At 61.7% G+C, this 16,745-nt stretch carries 15 protein-coding genes; 3 read left to right on the top strand and 12 right to left on the bottom strand.

Features of this window, described 5'->3' with window-relative positions; all coding sequences use genetic code 11:
• Nucleotides 1-8: 8 nt before the first annotated feature.
• The 3 genes from QA648_RS26480 to QA648_RS26470 all read right to left on the bottom strand — a co-directional run bounded on the left by QA648_RS26480 (nt 9) and on the right by QA648_RS26470 (nt 3,223).
• A complete protein-coding gene (locus tag QA648_RS26480) occupies nt 9-725 on the bottom strand; it encodes an HAD-IA family hydrolase (protein ID WP_283051646.1) in 717 nt (238 codons plus the stop codon).
• A gap of 273 nt (nt 726-998) precedes the next feature.
• Nucleotides 999-2,372: an aspartate aminotransferase family protein gene (locus QA648_RS26475; RefSeq protein ID WP_283051644.1), complete on the bottom strand. Its 1,374-nt coding sequence runs from the start codon at nt 2,370-2,372 to the stop codon at nt 999-1,001.
• 11 nt (nt 2,373-2,383) lie between these two features.
• On the bottom strand, nt 2,384-3,223 hold the full coding sequence (locus tag QA648_RS26470; protein ID WP_283051642.1) for a GNAT family N-acetyltransferase: 840 nt from the start codon (nt 3,221-3,223) through the stop codon (nt 2,384-2,386).
• 325 nt (nt 3,224-3,548) lie between these two features.
• Between QA648_RS26470 and QA648_RS26465 the strand changes: the two genes are divergently transcribed.
• Together QA648_RS26465 and QA648_RS26460 are read left to right on the top strand one after the other, a co-directional pair.
• Entirely contained in the window at nt 3,549-4,217 is a 669-nt protein-coding gene (locus QA648_RS26465; protein WP_260304140.1) for a haloacid dehalogenase type II, read from the top strand.
• 12 nt (nt 4,218-4,229) lie between these two features.
• Nucleotides 4,230-5,507 (top strand): FAD-binding oxidoreductase, encoded by a 1,278-nt coding sequence (locus tag QA648_RS26460; protein WP_283051640.1) that lies wholly within the window; start codon nt 4,230-4,232, stop codon nt 5,505-5,507.
• Between the two features lie 12 nt (nt 5,508-5,519).
• Here QA648_RS26460 and QA648_RS26455 read toward each other — a convergent pair whose 3' ends face one another.
• On the bottom strand, nt 5,520-5,918 hold the full coding sequence (locus tag QA648_RS26455) for a RidA family protein (RefSeq protein ID WP_260304138.1): 399 nt from the start codon (nt 5,916-5,918) through the stop codon (nt 5,520-5,522).
• A gap of 160 nt (nt 5,919-6,078) precedes the next feature.
• Here QA648_RS26455 and QA648_RS26450 point away from each other — a divergent pair, with 160 nt between their 5' ends.
• Nucleotides 6,079-6,672, top strand: coding sequence for a TetR/AcrR family transcriptional regulator (locus QA648_RS26450; RefSeq protein ID WP_260304137.1), 594 nt, complete (start codon nt 6,079-6,081; stop codon nt 6,670-6,672).
• 93 nt (nt 6,673-6,765) lie between these two features.
• Here the strand turns inward: QA648_RS26450 and QA648_RS26445 are convergent, their stop codons facing one another.
• The 8 genes from QA648_RS26445 to QA648_RS26410 all read right to left on the bottom strand — a co-directional run bounded on the left by QA648_RS26445 (nt 6,766) and on the right by QA648_RS26410 (nt 16,724).
• Entirely contained in the window at nt 6,766-8,223 is a 1,458-nt protein-coding gene (locus QA648_RS26445) for an NAD-dependent succinate-semialdehyde dehydrogenase (RefSeq protein WP_283051636.1), read from the bottom strand.
• Between the two features lie 20 nt (nt 8,224-8,243).
• On the bottom strand, nt 8,244-9,287 hold the full coding sequence (locus QA648_RS26440) for a tartrate dehydrogenase (protein WP_283051635.1): 1,044 nt from the start codon (nt 9,285-9,287) through the stop codon (nt 8,244-8,246).
• A gap of 9 nt (nt 9,288-9,296) precedes the next feature.
• Nucleotides 9,297-10,760: an aldehyde dehydrogenase family protein gene (locus QA648_RS26435; RefSeq protein WP_283051633.1), complete on the bottom strand. Its 1,464-nt coding sequence runs from the start codon at nt 10,758-10,760 to the stop codon at nt 9,297-9,299.
• Nucleotides 10,761-10,885: 125 nt separating this feature from the next.
• Nucleotides 10,886-11,758, bottom strand: coding sequence for a LysR substrate-binding domain-containing protein (locus QA648_RS26430; protein ID WP_283051631.1), 873 nt, complete (start codon nt 11,756-11,758; stop codon nt 10,886-10,888).
• Between the two features lie 48 nt (nt 11,759-11,806).
• Complete coding sequence (locus tag QA648_RS26425) at nt 11,807-13,771, bottom strand: hydantoinase B/oxoprolinase family protein (RefSeq protein ID WP_283051628.1); 1,965 nt, start codon at nt 13,769-13,771, stop codon at nt 11,807-11,809.
• Between the two features lies 1 nt (nt 13,772).
• Nucleotides 13,773-15,818 carry a hydantoinase/oxoprolinase family protein gene (locus QA648_RS26420; RefSeq protein WP_283051626.1) on the bottom strand — a complete coding sequence of 682 codons (2,046 nt, stop codon included), beginning with the start codon at nt 15,816-15,818 and terminating at the stop codon, nt 13,773-13,775.
• A gap of 88 nt (nt 15,819-15,906) precedes the next feature.
• Nucleotides 15,907-16,371 carry a GNAT family N-acetyltransferase gene (locus tag QA648_RS26415; protein ID WP_283051624.1) on the bottom strand — a complete coding sequence of 155 codons (465 nt, stop codon included), beginning with the start codon at nt 16,369-16,371 and terminating at the stop codon, nt 15,907-15,909.
• On the bottom strand, nt 16,371-16,724 hold the full coding sequence (locus tag QA648_RS26410) for a cupin domain-containing protein (protein WP_283051623.1): 354 nt from the start codon (nt 16,722-16,724) through the stop codon (nt 16,371-16,373). Before QA648_RS26410 ends, QA648_RS26415 begins: the two co-directional genes overlap by 1 nt.
• Nucleotides 16,725-16,745: the final 21 nt, after the last annotated feature.

The raw sequence follows: 16,745 nt of genomic DNA, 5'->3' as shown, positions 1-16,745 counted from the left end.
ATAGTCGCTCAAGCGGCCCTGATTGCCTCCACTGCGTCGGCAAGTCCTGCCATGGAGGTGAAATGGAAATCGGGCCTGGTGAATTCCTTGGGTTCGATCGTGCCGCCGTAGCCCTTCTGGGCATGGCGTCGCTCGATCCAGCAATTGGTCATGCCGAGCCGCCGCGAAATGCCGATATCATGATACTGGCTTTGCGCGACATGCAGAATGTCGTCTTTCGAGCAGCCGTCCTTGGCGACGAAGGCGAAGACCTGCTCGAAGAAGGCCGGATCGGGCTTTTCCGTGCCCGTATCGTCGGCGGTGAATGCGGCATAAAACGGATTGCTGAGTTCCCTGGAAAAGTGTTCGAACGCCCAGCGGCGGGCATTCGTCATGGCGATCAGCCTGTAGCGCTGCGAAAGGCGTTGGAGAGCAGCGGCGCTGTCCGGAAAGCCTTTCCAGCTCTTGGCGGAATCACGCAGGCGTTCGCCGTATGCCTGTTCGGCCGGCAATCCCAATGTCGGGGCAATGACGAGATAGACACGAACCAGATCATCGGGAAACAGCCCGGCATCTCCGGAATAGCGCGCGGCGCGATAGAGGGCGAGCGCTTCCTCGCCATCGATCGAGACGCCCGCTTCCTCGGCAATCCCGGCGAGGCAATCCTTGATACCGCCTTCGAAGTCGATCAGGGTTCCGACGACGTCAAAGGTGAAGTATTTGAAATCCGCTAGGCTCTTTGCCAAGTGTCTGCCCTCGCCAAATATCAGTTCTTGATCGAGTGCATCCAGTTCCGATCACCGGCTGAATGCAGAAGAAAATGCTGTCCTGTTCCTACCGAGGATTTTCTCGTATCTGCCGAAAATCCCCGTTTTTCGGGCATTGAGCGCCTTTAGTCAGTTCAGTTTCGCAGTAAAGGCTCGCCGGATTCTCTGAATGGAAGAGCTGTGGCGGCACAAAATTGCGAATATGAGGGCAAAGCGGTATTTCACCGATACCGCCAAGGCCCCGTTTTGCGCTCAGGCGAGCACCGCCCGTACGTCGGGATCTTCCAGTGTCTGGTCCAGAGTCCTGCGCGTACGCTCGATGATCGCATCGATCTCCCCATCGGTGCAGCAGAGCGGCGGCGCATAGCCGAGAACACCGTTGCCGAAGGCGCGGATGACAAGCCCATTATTCCAGGCGCGATCGAAGATCCGCCGCGCGGGCTCGGCAGTCGCAGGCAAGGGCGTCTTGCGCTCCTTGTCGACCACCAGTTCGACGGCAGCGAGCATGCCGCGCCCGCGCACGTCGCCGACCAGCGGATGGGAACGGAGATCGCGAAGGCCGGCCATCAGACGCGCGCCAGCCTTGACGCCGTTTTCCAACAGGCCGTTCTCGTAAAGGCGCAACACTTCGAGGCCAACGGCGGCGCTGACGGGGTGCGCGGAATAGGTATAACCATGGCCAATCGCGGAGGCGCCGGCGCCGTCGGCAATCGTGCCATAGACCTTCTCCGACATGAAGACGGCCCCCATCGGCACATAGCCGGACGTCAGCCCCTTCGCGGTGGTCATCAAATCGGGGACGATGCCATCTTCCGAGCAGGCAAACAGCGGGCCGGTACGGCCAAAGCCGGTGATCACCTCGTCGGCAACGAACAGAATGTCGAGTTCGCTGCAGAGGTCGCGCATTGCCTTCATCCAGCCGGTCGGCGGAACCAGCACGCCGCCGGACCCCTGAATTGGCTCGGCGTAGAAAGCCGCCACACGCTCGGCGCCCAGCTCCTCGACCTTGGCGCGCAGTGCGGCGACCGAAGCGGCGATGATCGCCTGCGGATCGGTGCCGACGGGATTGCGATAGGCATAATGGGTGGGAATCTTGTGCTGCCAGTCGAGCGGCATGCCGAAGCCGGCATGGAAGACCGGAAGTGCCGTCAGGCCGGCGCCGACGGTGGACGAGCCGTGATAACCCTGTTCGAGCGAGATGAACTGATCCTTCGTGGGCTTGCCGAGTGCGTGATAATAATAGCGGATGAAGCGAACCGTGCTGTCGACGGCATCGGAACCGCCGAGCGTAAAGTAGACATGGTTGAGGTCGCCGGGAGCGCGGTCAGCCAATTCGGCGGCGAGCCGGATGGCCGGTTCCGAGCCGAGGCTGAAATAGCCGGTGGCATAAGGCAGCTCCCGCATCTGACGGGCTGCCGCCTCCACGATACTGTCATGGCCATAGCCGGCATTGACGCACCAGAGACCGGCAAAGCCGTCGATCATCTGATGGCCCGATGCATCGGTCACGGTAGCACCCTTGGCGGATTTCAACACCCGGACGCCGGCCTGTTCGTGACCGCGATAGGAGGCGACGGGGTGAACGAGGTGGGCGCGATCGAGTTCGATAAGGGAATTGCTCAGCATGATGTCTCTCTTCAGCCCAAGGCTTGGCTCGCCAGGGCAAATGTGTGAACGCTGGGAACGGATGACGGGGTAGACGAAGGTGCACGATGCATGGTGATGCCGCCGCCGACATGGGCGAGGCCATGTTCGAGGAGGAAGGGAGCAAGGCCAGTCTCGGCCCCGGTATCGACACGCATGAATGCGCCTGACCGGGCCGCGAACAGAAAGCTCAGAAGGTCCTGGGCCTCACCAGTGGTTCCTGCAGCGACCGGGCCGCAGAGTTCGCCACGGCCAAAGGACCGCAAGGCTGCGTAACCGCGAAGCGCGTCGGCTTCGCGCAGAACAGCCAGACGGCCGGCCTCGGCCAGGGCTTGGATGAGTGGCCCGCGATCCGCTCCGAAAGCGATGCGATCGAGGGTGACGATCTGCTCGACATCGGCGGCTGTCGCCCAATCCACCGTCGGCGGCGCAATGCACGCGAGCAGCGGGCCTTGGTGCTGAACGATCTCGCCGGTCTTCTTGAACCCTAGACTTTCATAAAGAGGCAGACCGTCGGCAGTCGCCACGAGCCGGCACTCACGATCACCAACGATATCGAGGGCCGCCTGCATGATCCGGCGGCCGATGCCACGCCCGCGCATCGATTCATCGACGATCACCATATTGATCGTTGCGACGTCATCGCCATAGGGAGTGACGAAGATCGTGGCGACGACCCGGTCGTTCTCGACGGCCACCAGGCCGCGGCTAAGCTCCAGCAGCATCTGCCACTCTTCCAGCCGGTGGGGCCAGCCTGCCTGACGGGACAGTGTCAGAGCCGATTGAAGGTGAGAGTGGTCGAGGGGGCGAAGATCGATCCCGGTTGCCTGCACAGGCTTTTTCTCCCGTCGTTGCTTTTCTTTTTGATAGACCCGTAGCGAAAGAAGATCGTCCCGACGAAGGGGCGGCAGCGGTATCTTCCACCGTCCGTCGGCATACCCGCCGCATCTTATGCCGGGGCGGTTGGTGTTGCGGGCTGCGATTGCGGATTTCGGCGGCAACGCGCTTGTGGCGACGCGCAACTCTCTGCCAAAGCGGAGCGGCGATACAAAACTTTCTGCTTCGCGACGGCCTAAATGCGGTGAACCGATGGAAGAAGGCTGCCTATGATGTTCTCATTCATCAGCGCCTGCGCGGCATTCTGCAAGGATCCAAGACATGACGAAGTTCCGGCCGAAATACATCACCTTCGACTGCTACGGCACTTTGACGAATTTCCAGATGGCCGAGGCTGCTCAGAAGATCTACGGCGGCGAGCTCGACCAGCCGCGTATGGCGCAGTTCATCAAGAATTTCGCGGCCTACCGGCTGGACGAGATTCTGGGAGACTGGAAACCCTATAATGAAGTGCTCCACAATGCCGTCGAGCGGACCTGCCGCAAGAACGGCGTGACCTTCCGCGCCGAAGACGCTCGCTCCATCTACGAAACCGTGCCGAGTTGGGGGCCGCATCCGGACGTGCCGGCGGGGCTTGCCAAGGTCGCCAAGGAAATCCCGCTGGTCATCCTGTCGAACGCGATGAACGAGCAGATCATGTACAATGTCGAAAAGCTCGGTGCGCCGTTCCATGCGGTCTTCACGGCGCAGCAGGCCAATGCTTACAAGCCGCGCTTCAAGGCGTTCGAATATATGTTCGATATGCTCGGCTGCAATCCGGAAGACATCCTGCACTGCTCCTCATCCTTCCGCTACGATCTGATGTCGGCCTATGATCTCGGTATCAAGCACAAGGTTTGGGTTAACCGGGGTCACGAACCCGCCAATCCCTATTATGAATATACCGAGATCAAGGATATTTCCGGTCTGCCCGGCGTCGTCGGGCTCTGACGGGAGGCCGCCATGCAATTTAAGTCCTATTGGCACGACACAGCCCCGCGTTTCGCAAAGCAGAGCACGGCTCCGCTCGAAGGTCATTATGACGTCGCGGTGATCGGCGGCGGCTTTACCGGACTAGGGGCGGCGCTTCAGCTCGCCAAGGCCGGCGCCAAAGTGGTCGTGCTGGAGGCGGGCACAGTCGGCTCCGGCGCATCGGGCCGCAATGGCGGTCATCTCAATAACGGCATCGCCCATAGTTTCATCGCGGCGAAGGAAGAACTCGGGGTCGAGCGGGCAAAGGCACTCTATCGCGCCTTCGATGATGCCGTCGACACAGTCGAGCGGATCATCGCGGAGGAGGGGATCGACTGCAATTTCCGCCGTGCGGGCAAGCTGAAGCTTGCCTCCAAGCCGGCTCACTTCGACAGCATCGCCAAGAATTTCGAGGCGGTCCATCGCGAGATCGACCCGGATACGGCGCTGCTGACGGCTGATAATCTCAAGGCGGAAATCGGATCGACGTCGTTTCACGGCGCAATGCTCTCCAAGAAGAGCGCAATGATGCATATGGGGCGCTATGCGGTCGGTCTTGCAGAAGCCGCAGTGCGTAGCGGCGCGGTAATCTTCGAGAATGCCACCGTGACCGACAGGAAGGTCAACGGCAGCCGGCATGAACTGACGACCACTCGCGGCAAACTCTCGGCAGATAATGTCTTCCTGGCAACGGGCGCCTACACTCCCGGCATCTTCAGCTATTTCCGCCGTCGCATCGTTGCTGTCGGCAGTTTCATCATTGCCACGCGTCCGCTGACCAAGCCGGAGGTCGCCGCGACCATGCCCGGCAACCGCACTTGCGTGACTTCGCTCAACATCGGCAATTATTTCCGGCTCTCGCCGGACAATCGCCTCATATTCGGCGGCCGGGCGCGGTTTTCCGCGACGTCGGATCAGCAATCCGACGCCAAGAGCGGCGAGATCCTACGCGCCAGCCTCGCGGAAATCTTCCCGCACCTTGCCAAGATCGAGATCGACTATTGCTGGGGCGGTCTGGTCGACATGACCAAGGACCGTTTCCCGCGCGCGGGCTATGTGGACGGGCTTTGGTACGCGATGGGCTATTCCGGCCATGGCGCACAGATGGCGACGCATATGGGCATGATGATTGCCGATGCCATCCTGGGCAAAGCCGATCGCAATCCGGTCAAAGGCCTCGAGTGGCCGGCGGTGCCGGGGCATTTCGGCAAGCCCTGGTTCCTGCCGCTGGTCGGCATGTATTACAAGACGCTCGATCGGTTCCAATAGTCGGATCAAGTATCACGCCTTCGAAGGGATGCGGGCAATGACCTTGATCTCGAAGTCGAAGCCGGCAAGCCAGTTCACGCCGACGGCCGTCCAGTTCGGATAGGGCGGACCGCTGAAGATCTCCTGCTTGACGGCCATGATTGTTGCGAACTGGTTTTCCGGGTCTGTGTGGAACGTCGTTATGTCCACTATATCATCGAACGTGCACCCCGCGGCGTCCAGCGTTGCCTTGAGGTTTTCGAAAGCCAAACGGACCTGATGCCCGAAATCAGGTTCCGGCGTCCCGTCGGCACGGCTGCCGACTTGCCCGGACACGAACAGAAGGTCACCGGAGCGAATGGCGGCCGAATAGCCATGTTCCTCGTAAAGGGCATGTCTGTTGGCGGGAAAAATTGCCTCACGTTTGGTCATTCTCGATCCTTTCTTCATTATCGTTGGCGACAGCGGATGAGCAGGATGCATTCTGCTTCACACGCCGCCTCATCTCATATACGATGCGTATGTGAAATAACTGGCATACGCGCCGTATGTCAAGTCCACATACGCATCGTATATGAAATTTGAGGGCAGGATGGCGAAACGACGTATCGATACGATGGAGGAGAACCGTGCCAAACTGATCGCGGCGGCGCGAAAAGCCTTTGCTGAAAAAGGGTATTCGGCTGCATCAATGGACGAGCTGACGGCCGAGGTCGGCCTGACGCGTGGGGCGCTCTATCATAATTTCGGAGACAAGCGCGGGCTTCTCGCGGCAGTTGTCGATCAGATCGACTCGGAGATGGCATCGCAGGCCCAAGAGATCGGCGCGCGAGTGGGAGACGATTGGAAAGGCCTGCTTGCCGAAGGCGCCGCCTATATCGAGATGGCGCTGGTTCCGGAAGTTCAACGCATCGTTCTGCTCGACGGACCTGCGGTGTTGGGTGATCCATCAAAATGGCCCAGCCAGAGCAGTTGCTTTCAGGAAACCAAGCGGACGGTAGAGCGTCTTATCGCCAAAGAGATTTTCAAGCCGCTCGACGCCGAGGCGGCCGCTCGGCTTCTTAGCGGCGCCGCGCTCAATGCTGCTCTTTGGGTCGCAGCCAGCGACGATCCGAAGCATGTGCTGCCAAAGGCTATCGAGACCTTCCGTGCTTTGGCTGCTGGCCTTCTCGTGAAGCCCGAGTGAATTCCTGCCGGGCAGGAAAGCCGTCAGAATGTCTCTGCAGCATGTCGGTAGGGCGCCCCTTTTGGCGCGCCCTTTTTGTTGTTTTTGACAGGCTCAGCCAAGCCCGCCGATGTGGAAGGTCTTCAACTCGAGATATTCCTCGATGCCGACTTGCGAGCCCTCGCGGCCGAGTCCGGATTGCTTGACGCCGCCGAAGGGGGCGACTTCGGTTGAGATCGCGCCGGTGTTCAGCCCGACCATGCCGAATTCCAGCGCTTCGCCGACGGCCCAGGAGCGCTTGAGGCTTCCGGTATAAAAATAAGCCGCAAGCCCGAAGGGCGTGCCGTTGGCGATGGCGATCGCCTCCTCGTCGGTCTTGAAACGGAAGAGCGGGGCGACCGGTCCGAAGGTCTCCTCACTGGCAAGCAGCATGTCGGTGGTAGCACCCGACAGGACGATTGGGGCTGCATATTGCCGGCCTTCCGGAAGGCTCGAAGCCTTTGCAACGATCGTCGCGCCTTTCTCGACGGCATCGGCAACGTGGCGCTCGATCTTCTCGATGGCGGCGGCATTGATCATCGGACCGATGTCGACGCCCGCTTGCGTGCCGGGGCCGACCTTCATGGCGGAAACGCGGGCGGCCAGTTTTTCGGCAAAGGCGTCGTAGACCTTGTCCTGCACAAGGATGCGGTTGGAGCAGACGCAGGTCTGGCCGCCATTGCGGAATTTGGAGGCGATAGCGCCTTCGACGGCAAGGTCGAGGTCGGCATCGTCGAAGACAATGAAGGGCGCGTTGCCGCCGAGTTCGAGGCTGAGCCGCTTGATGCTGTCGGCGGCGCCGCGCATCAGCAGTGCGCCGACGCGGGTCGAGCCGGTGAACGAGATCTTGCGGACCGCTTCATTGCGCATCAGCTCGTTGCCGATCGCGGTCGGCAGGCCAGTGACGATGTTGATGACGCCCGAAGGGATGCCGGCGCGTTCGGCCAGAACACCAAGCGCCAGAGCTGAATAAGGGGTCAGGTCGGATGGCTTGATGACGACCGTACAGCCGGCGGCGAGCGCCGGGGCCACCTTGCGGGTGATCATCGCATTGGGGAAGTTCCAGGGCGTGATGATGCCGCAGACGCCGACCGGTTCCTTGAGGACCACGATGCGTCGGTCGCGGGTCGGCGAGGGTATGGTCGTGCCGCCGATCCGGCGCGCTTCCTCGGCGAACCATTTGACGAAGGAGGCACCGTAGCGGATTTCTCCACGTGCCTCGGCCAGCGGTTTTCCCTGTTCTGTCGTCAGGATCAGGCCGAGATCGTCGCAATGTTCGATCATCAGATCATGCCAAGCTTCCAGCAGTTGTGCCCGCTCGGCATGGGTCTTCGCCCGCCAGGCCGGGAAGGCGGCGCTGGCGGCTTCGATCGCGGCGCGCGTCTCCGTCCCGTCCATGTCGGGAACCGTGCCCATTACTGTCTGCGTGGCCGGATCGATGACGTCGACGGTCTTGCCGGAGGCGGCATTGCGCCAGAGTCCATCGATCAGGCCCTGTTGGCGCAATAGGCTCCGGTCCTTGAGGTCGATCATTGCTGTTGTTTCCTTATCGTTCAGACGAGTGCGTTCAGCACGGCATGGGTGATGGCGTCGGTCTTGTCCTTGCCGGGGAAGGTGCCGATGCCGGCTTCGGTTGTCGCGGCGATCGCACGCATGATTTCGGCTGCGGCTGGCTTTTCGCCGAGGTGATCCAGCATCATGGCGGCCGACCAGATGGCGGCAATCGGATTGGCGATGCCGAGATGGGCGATATCGGGCGCTGAGCCGTGCACCGGTTCGAACATCGACGGTGCCGTGCGGTTCGGGTTGAGATTGGCGGAGGCGGCAAAGCCGAGCCCGCCCTGGATGGCGGCCCCGAGGTCGGTCAGGATATCGCCGAAGAGATTGGAGGCGACGACGACATCGAGGCTTTCCGGCGCCATAACCATGCGTGCCGCCATGGCGTCTATGTGATAGTTCGTTACGGTGACGTCGGGATAGTCGGCGGCGAGCCGCGCCGTGATCTCATCCCAGAACACCATGGAATATTTCTGCGCATTCGATTTGGTGACGGAGGCGAGCTTTCCGCGGCGTGCGCGGGCCTGTTCGAAGCCGAAGCGCAGGATGCGCTCCACGCCGGCTCTGGTGAAAATCGAAGTCTCGACGGCGACCTCGTTTGCCGTGCCCTGGTGCACGCGTCCGCCGGCCCCGGAATATTCGCCCTCGGTGTTCTCGCGAATGCAGAGAATATCGAAGTCGCGCGTCTTCAGCGGCCCTTCGACACCCGGCAGCAGACGGTGCGGCCGAATATTGGCATATTGCTCGAAGGCCTTGCGGATCGGCAGAAGTAGGCCGTGCAGTGAAACGGAATCGGGCACCTCGGCTGGCCAGCCGACCGCGCCGAGCAGGATGGCGTCGAATTTGCGCAGCGTCGCAATGCCATCGGCCGGCATCATCGTGCCCGTTTCCTTGTAGTAGGTGCAGGACCAGGGAAAGCTGGTCGGCTCCAGACCGAAGCCCGCCTTCCCGGCCACTTTTTCCAATACCTGCCACGCTGCGGCGGTAACGTCCTTGCCGATGCCGTCGCCGGGGATGAGAGCGATCCTATAGGTCTTCATGTCAGCTCCTCAGATGTTGATCAGCACGGATTTGCTGCGACGATTGGCGAGATAGGCATCGCGGCCAAGGTCCTTGCCGATACCAGAGTTCTTGTATCCGCCAGTCGGCAGAATATGGTCGCGGGAACGCCCGTAGCGATTGACCCAGACGGTTCCGGCCTGAAGGCGGCGCGTCACGCGGACGGCCCGAGAAAGATCGCGCGTGAATAAGCCCGCCGCAAGCCCGTAGGTCGGATGATCGGCAAGCAAGAGCGCTTCCTCTTCCGTCTCGAAGGTTTGCAGCGTCAGCACCGGCCCGAAGATTTCTTCAGTGACCGCCGGCGAGGCCTGATCGACCCCGGCAAGCAGCGTCGGGGCATAAAAGTAGCCTGGCCGATCCAGCCGCGAACCGCCGGTCAGGCATTCCGCGCCGGCGCCGATCGCGGCCTGAACGATGCTGTCTATGCGCCCGATCTGACGCTCCGAGATAACCGGCGAATAGAGGCTTTTCTCGTCCCAAGTGGGGCCTGGTTTGATTTGACGCATGTGCCCGAGGATCGCCTCGGTGAGAGGTTCGGCAATCGAGCGCTCGGCAATCAGCCGCGAACCCGCCACGCAGGCCTGGCCGGCATTGGCGAGGACGTTGCGGGCGATCGCCTCGGCGGCCAGATCGAGATCGGCATCGGCGAAGACGAGTTGCGGGCTTTTGCCGCCGAGTTCCAGCGTCATCGGCTTGACGCCGCTGCGAGCGATATTCTCCATGATCGCCGCACCGGCTGCCGTCGAACCGGTGAAACTGATCTTGCTGATACCGGGGTGGCTGGTGATCGCCGCGCCGGTGGTCGGGCCGTCGCCGAGAACGATGTTGATCAGACCGGCGGGAATGCCGGCGCGCACCGAGAGTTCCGCCATGTAGAGCGTCGAAAACGGTGTCATCTCGGAGGGTTTCAGCACCACGGCGTTGCCCGCTGCTAATGCGGGGCCGAGCTTCCAGCCGGCCATGGAAATCGGGAAGTTCCAGGGCGTGATCGCGCCGACGACCCCGTAGGGTTCGGTCATGATCATGCCGAGGCTGTGGTCGTCAGCCGGGACCAGATCGCCACCTTCCTTGTCAGCGAACTCCGCGAAGAAGCGGATCTGCTCGGCAGTAATGGCGATATCGCCGGCGACGAGCTGGCCGATCGGGCGGGTCGAGGATACGGCTTCTAGACGGGCGAGCGTCACGGCCTCTTCTTCCATCAGGTCAGCCCAACGAACCAGCGCCTTGGTTCGCTCTCGCGGCCGGAGGGAGGACCAGCCGCTGGTCTTCAGAGCCCGGTTCGCGGCCTCGACGGCGCGGTCGACAAGGTCCTTTCCGGCCACCGGACATTTCGCGAAAGCGACACCATCCGACGGTCGGTGCATGGTCATGCCGCCCATGGCTGCGACATAGCGGCCATCGATGAAATGTCCGCTTGGGAGGTCGAGCGAATTTGGATCGAAACTAAGGGTCATGGCCGTTCCTTACCGTCGGGTCGGGCAAGTCTATCGGCTGCACCCTGGCAGTTTCGATTGATGCTTCCGCCGTCGCGACGGAATATCCCGTTTGCCCTCAGTGTTTCAGCGCAAGATTCGGCGTTTCAGAGAACGTCACGCAATGTAGCCAGAAAGGGCCGTACAAATCGCGAGGCGGGCCGGGCGTCATTGGTGGCGGCCACCATCTGCATGGCAAGACGCGGTTCGAAGGGGCGGGTCACCAGACCCTCGAAGCCATGCCAGGCAACGAGCCCGTCGACCAGGGCGATGCCGAGCCCCTCGCGCACCAGCGGCACAGCGCCAACAGAGGAGGCAATCTGAATGGCAACCTCGCGCTGCAGGCCGCAGCTCGAAAAAGCTTCGTCCATCGCCGCGCCGATTTCCGCATGGGCGCCGTAGGAGATCAGCGGCAAACCGTCGAGATCGGCGGGGCCGATCCTTGCCTTGGATGCCAGGGGATCATCGGCCCGCATTACCGCGACGATCGGGACATCGCTGAGGATTTCGCTGCGAACGGTTGGGGCTTCGATCACAGACAAGGTGACGGCGAGGTCGATGTCGCCGAGAAGCAGCGCCTCGGCGATCTCGCGCTTCGGCAGGGCATGGAGATGAACCTTCACTTCCGGATGCTTCGCACGAAAGCGCAGGAGTGCCTTCGGCAGCACCGAATAGGTGACCGCCAGGCTGATCCCGAGCCTCAGCAAACCGATCTTCTGCGCACCGATATCCCGCGCCAGCGATTTCAGGGCTTCCATCTCACGAAACACCCTGTCGGCATCTGCAAACAGCAGGTTTGCCTCCATGGTCGGCACGAGCCGCCCGCCGATACGATCGAACAGCGTGTAGCCGAGCTGGCTTTCCAGGTGATGGAGAAACTTGCTGGCGGCGGGCTGCGATATCCCAAGCGAATTCGCGGCTGCGGTCAGCGTACCGTCGCGCATGATCGCCCGGAAGATTTCTAGCTGGCGTGCGTTCATGAGATCCGCCTTTAGGTTATGGATGTCATAACCAATCGCCGCAGACTGTCAAACGCCGTAGCGTTCGCGCATCTCGGCGAAGATGGCGCGCATCTCCTCGGCAACATCGCCCGACCTGTTCAAGCCGGAGGCGACCGCGTCGAAGATCCTGTGCTTCAAGAAGAATCGCCAGCCGACCGGCACGCTGGCGAGAAAGCCGGTCAGCAGATCGTAGCGCTCTTCCGTCCATACCGATTCAAAGGCGATCCGCTCAGCGGCATAGGCGATGGGATCGGTGTTTGGCGATCGGTCGGCCCGTAGGGCTGCGGTCGCCTCGCCGTCAGCCGCGCCACGCGATATCGCCACGCCGTAATCGCGTCGCGCACTTTCCATTGAGATAGCGCCGCGGCGCACATCCTGAACGACCTTTTCGACCGGGCGCTCGAACGGATCGCCATAGCCGCCGGCTCCAGGGCCAATGACGCGGATCACGTCGCCGGGATTGCAGTGCACAATGTCCGTGTTGCCGAGCGAAATCTCGTCGTCTCCGTCGGGATTGCGGATAAAGCGTGAGATGGTGCCGGCATGGCCGCCTGCGAGACCCCAGGAGGGCATGACCGAGCGATTGCGATTGCGCGCCGTCACAACGGTTTCCGGCGCCGAGACCTGAAATTCCATCACCGCCGACAGGCCGCCGCGATAGCTACCCGGCGCGCCCGTATCGGTCTCCAATCCGTAGCGCAGAAAGCGGATCGGCACTTCCGCCTCGCTGATCTCGATCGGCGTATTGCGCAGGAAACCCGTGGCGCCACCGGCGCCGTCGCTTCCATCGCCGATCGGTGTTCCGCCGCCACCGCCGCCGACCGGGCCGATCGAGGCCATGACCGGCCGGCCGTTTCTGGCGCTGGTCTTGATGTTCATGATGGCATTGCCGCCGGGAGAGGCGGCCGGCATCAGCTCCGGAAGCGCCTTAGCGAAGGCACCGACCGTGACGATCTGGGTCATGGCGCAGGTCAGGGAGCGCATGCCGACGGCGGCGGGGCGCTGGCAGTTGACGATGCTCCCCTCGGGAAGGATCGCCCGTGCTGGCCTCAGCGTTCCGGCGTTGAGCAGCAGGGAATTGTCGAGGGTGTATAAGACATAGGTCAGGCCCACCATCACCAGCGGATGGCGTTCACGGCCGCCGGTGGGCATATTGAGCGACGACCCTAATTGCGGGTCGCTGCCGGTATAGTCGAGTTCGATCTCGTCACCGCGAATGCGCAGCGTCAGAGCTACGCGGCAAGGTTTGCCGCCGACCGAATCCTCGTCGGCATAATCCGCGAAGAAATAGTCGCCATCCGGTATGCGCTTGAGAATGGCGCGCGTCTGTTCCTCGGCATAGTCGAGAATCTGGCCGACGCCGTCGATGAAATCGTCAAAGCCGAAGCGGGCAATGATCTCCTTCAGCTTGCGCTCGCCGATATTGACGGAAGCAATCTGGGCATTGAGGTCGCCGATGTTCTGATCTGGCAGGCGGACATTGGCTCTGACAGTGTGCAGCACGAAATCGTTCAGCACACCGTTCTCGACGAGCTTGACCGGCGGAATGCGCAAGCCTTCCTGCTCGATTTCGGTGAGCGAGCGCGACAGCGAGGCAGGGACTGCGCCGCCGACATCGGTATTGTGGATATGGCCGACGACGAAGCAGGCGATCTCGCTGCCGTGAAACACCGGTTTCCAGATATGGATATCGGGAGAATGGGTCGCGACGAAGCCGCTATAGGGATCGTTGGTGATGCAGATGTCACCCTCGGCATAGCTATCGAACATGTCGAGGAGCGGGCGGTAGTCGATGCCGCTGTACCAGGGGGCTCCGAACTGGCGCGGACTTGCGAAGGCAAACCCTTCGCGCGTCACCACCTGGCAGGAGAAGTCTTCCGTTTCCTTGACGAAAGCGGAGTGGGCCGTGCGCATCAGCGTAAACGCCATGGCATCGGCGGCGGCGGCACAGAAGTTGGCGAGCACCTTCAGATTTCTGCGATCGATCGCCATCTCAGGCCTCCATGCGGGTGATGACAAGGTTGCCGAACCGGTCGACATCGACGGTGAAATTCGGCGGGACGACTGTCGTGGTATCGTCCTGCGCGATGATTGCCGGCCCGGTCAGGCGATGTCCCGCCTTCAGATCGCTGCGGTGATAGACTGCAGTCATGGCAAGGCGGCCGTCGAACCAGGCTTCGGCCGAGAAGCGGGGCCGGACAGGCTCGTATGCGGGGCCGAGTTCGGCCAGATACGGTTTGGGCGTCGCACCCGATATGGTCAGGCGGAGATTGATCATCTGCACCGGCGAAGCTGAGGCCGCATGGCCGAAAAGCCGCGCATGTTCGGCATGGAAGGCATTGACTATGGCATCGGCATCGATCTCTTCGAGCCAATCGCCCTGAAGCGGGACTTCGATCTCGTAGGATTGGCCGAGATAGCGCATATCGGCAAAGGCCTGGACGAATGCAGGCCCGGCGAAACTCTGTTTTTGCCGCAGCCAATGTTCGGCCTCAGCTTTCAGTTCCCGGTAGGGTGCGACGACAGTGGCCATCGCCTCCTTCGTGACGTCGCAATAGACGGTACGGATGAAGTCGTTCTTCAGGTCGGCGATCAGGCCGCCGAGGGCAGAGACGACGCCGGGAGTGGGCGGAACCACGACGCCCCTCATGTCGAGTTCGCGCGCCAGGAAGCAGGCCAGCATGGCGCCGGCGCCGCCGAAGGCAAAGAGATGGAACTCCCGCGGGTCGATCCCGAAGCGGGAGATCAGGCCGCTGACCTCGGCATACATGCCCGAAACCGAGATGTTGAGGATGTCGCTTGCCGTCGCTTCGATCGTACCGCCGAGCGTCGTTGCAAGGGGAGCAATCGCTGCGCGGGCGGCAGCGCGGTCGACCTCAACCGCACCGTAGCCGAGCGGCATGTGGCCGATCAGATTGCAGGCCGCGACCGCATCGGTGACCGTCGGCCGAACTCCACCGCGTCCATAGCAGGCGGGACCCGGCGTCGAGCCGGCGCTGTCCGGGCCGACCTGAAGCATCCCGAAGACATCCACCCAGGCAACGGATCCGCCACCCTGTCCGACGGAGCTCACCGATACGGAGGGGATGTGAATCTGGAAATCCCCGATCAGCTCGCCCACACCATATTGCGGCAGGCCATCGAGGATGACGGCGACATCGGCACTGGTGCCGCCAATATCGAGGCTCAGAATGCGGTCAAAGCCGCTGGCCTTGGCGAGATAGCCTGCCCCGATCACTCCGGAAGCGGTGCCAGAGAGGATCATCTGTACGCAATCGTTTCGCGCTTGGTCGATGCCCATCACGCCGCCGTTGCTCTTAGTGATCAGCAGGGGGCAAGCAAGCCCCTCCTGCCTCAGCACGCTTTCGAAACGGTCGAGGTAGCGAGACACGCGTGGCTGCACGTAGCCGCTGATGACGGCCGTAATGGTGCGCTCATATTCGCGGATGATCGGCCAGGTTTGCGCGGAGGAAAAGACCGGCAGGCCCGGCACAAACCTTTCGATCATTGCCTTGACGGCAAGTTCGTTGGCCGGATTGCGATAGGCGTTGAGGAAGGCGATGACAATACCCTTGCAGCCGGCCCGTTCGGCAGCACGCACGGCCCTCTCGACATCGGCCTCATGCGGAGCCCCGAGTATATCGCCGGTAGCGGCGGTTCGCTCGTCGATGCCGAATACGCGATCGCGCCCAATCAGCGGCTCCGGCCGCACCGAATAGAGATTGTGGATCTGCGGGATCTTCAGGCGCGCGATTTGCAGCACGTCCTCGAAATTCCGTGTGGTGAACAAAGCCAGGTCATGGCCGTTGCGCTGAATGACCGTGTTGACGCCGACCGTCGTGCCATGGGTGAAGTAATCGACCTCGGCAGGATCGAGGCCGTCGCGGGCTTTGAGCGTCGAAAGACCTGCGGTGATTTCCGCGCCCGGCTCATCCGGCCGCGAGAAGACCTTGAGGGTGGAGATGCGTCCGCTCGCCTCATCAAACACCGCAAAATCGGTGAAGGATCCCCCGACGTCGACCCCGATACGATAGCCCATGTGCTGTTTCCTTGTGCTGGCCGGAGCAGAATGGCGGGTGAGCCTCACGGTCGCCAGTAACAAGAGCAGCGCAATCCATAACCCTTGGTTATGGGCTTTCAGTGGTTTTTCGGATGCTCATGTAATATTCCGGGTGTGGGACTGGTGCGAAGCCGGCCTTTGCGTAGACCGCATGCGCATCACGCGTCGCCAGCATCCAGTTGCTCACCGTTTTCAGCTCTGGATGGCTTTGGATCACCGCCATAAGAAACGTCGCCAAGCCCCGGCCGCGATGGTCCGGCAGGGTGAAGACATCGCGCAGATAGGCAAAGATAGCGAGATCCGTGACGACGCGTGCAAAAGCGGCAAAATCGCCGTTCGGCGCATAGATAGCGACCGGCAGCGAACCGGCGAGCGCCCGTTCGAGCAGAGCGCGATCGAGGCCACGCGCCCAGTAGGATTCTTCCGAGAGATAGCGATGGATCCGATCGACATCGAGGCGAGCGCGATCCGTGCTCAGCGTATAGCCCTCATGTTCGGCCTCAAAGACCGGCAAGTCCGCAAGGCTTATCATCAGCTAACCGTCACATAGATCTTGCGGACCGTCTCTATCGTTCGCCATATGCCCTTGAATCCCGGCTTCATGACGAAGCTGTCGCCGGCGCGATAGGTCACCGATGTCCCGCCTTCATCGGTCAATTCGATGACGCCCTGAAGGATGTGGCAGAATTCGAAAGTTTCGCCCTTGATCGAACGCGTTTCGCCCGGGGTTGCCTCCCACACGCCGGTGTTGATCATGCCGTCGCGCGCACTGTCTTGAGCCCAGGTCTTGAAGGACGGATCTCCGGAAATCAGCCGGTCCGGCATGGCCTTGGAGTGTTTCGGCTCGAAGGCCGGGTTCGGGTCGATGGTTTTCAACAGAGACATGGAGTTCCTTTCCTATTGATG

Source organism: Rhizobium sp. CB3171 (assembly GCF_029714265.1).
Lineage (GTDB): Bacteria > Pseudomonadota > Alphaproteobacteria > Rhizobiales > Rhizobiaceae > Rhizobium.
The sequence above is the reverse complement of the archived record's forward strand: the minus strand, read 5'-3'. Positions and strand labels throughout refer to the sequence as shown.

What these genes read in the sequence shown, in the direction of transcription:
- QA648_RS26475 (WP_283051644.1), bottom strand. Translation starts at nt 2,372, where the DNA reads ATGCTGAGCAATTCCCTTATCGAACTCGATCGCGCCCACCTCGTTCAC.
- QA648_RS26465 (WP_260304140.1), top strand. Translation starts at nt 3,549, where the DNA reads ATGACGAAGTTCCGGCCGAAATACATCACCTTCGACTGCTACGGCACT.
- QA648_RS26460 (WP_283051640.1), top strand. Translation starts at nt 4,230, where the DNA reads ATGCAATTTAAGTCCTATTGGCACGACACAGCCCCGCGTTTCGCAAAG.
- QA648_RS26455 (WP_260304138.1), bottom strand. Translation starts at nt 5,918, where the DNA reads ATGACCAAACGTGAGGCAATTTTTCCCGCCAACAGACATGCCCTTTAC.
- QA648_RS26450 (WP_260304137.1), top strand. Translation starts at nt 6,079, where the DNA reads ATGGCGAAACGACGTATCGATACGATGGAGGAGAACCGTGCCAAACTG.
- QA648_RS26445 (WP_283051636.1), bottom strand. Translation starts at nt 8,223, where the DNA reads ATGATCGACCTCAAGGACCGGAGCCTATTGCGCCAACAGGGCCTGATC.
- QA648_RS26440 (WP_283051635.1), bottom strand. Translation starts at nt 9,287, where the DNA reads ATGAAGACCTATAGGATCGCTCTCATCCCCGGCGACGGCATCGGCAAG.
- QA648_RS26435 (WP_283051633.1), bottom strand. Translation starts at nt 10,760, where the DNA reads ATGACCCTTAGTTTCGATCCAAATTCGCTCGACCTCCCAAGCGGACAT.
- QA648_RS26430 (WP_283051631.1), bottom strand. Translation starts at nt 11,758, where the DNA reads ATGAACGCACGCCAGCTAGAAATCTTCCGGGCGATCATGCGCGACGGT.
- QA648_RS26425 (WP_283051628.1), bottom strand. Translation starts at nt 13,771, where the DNA reads ATGGCGATCGATCGCAGAAATCTGAAGGTGCTCGCCAACTTCTGTGCC.
- QA648_RS26420 (WP_283051626.1), bottom strand. Translation starts at nt 15,818, where the DNA reads ATGGGCTATCGTATCGGGGTCGACGTCGGGGGATCCTTCACCGATTTT.
- QA648_RS26415 (WP_283051624.1), bottom strand. Translation starts at nt 16,371, where the DNA reads ATGATAAGCCTTGCGGACTTGCCGGTCTTTGAGGCCGAACATGAGGGC.
- QA648_RS26410 (WP_283051623.1), bottom strand. Translation starts at nt 16,724, where the DNA reads ATGTCTCTGTTGAAAACCATCGACCCGAACCCGGCCTTCGAGCCGAAA.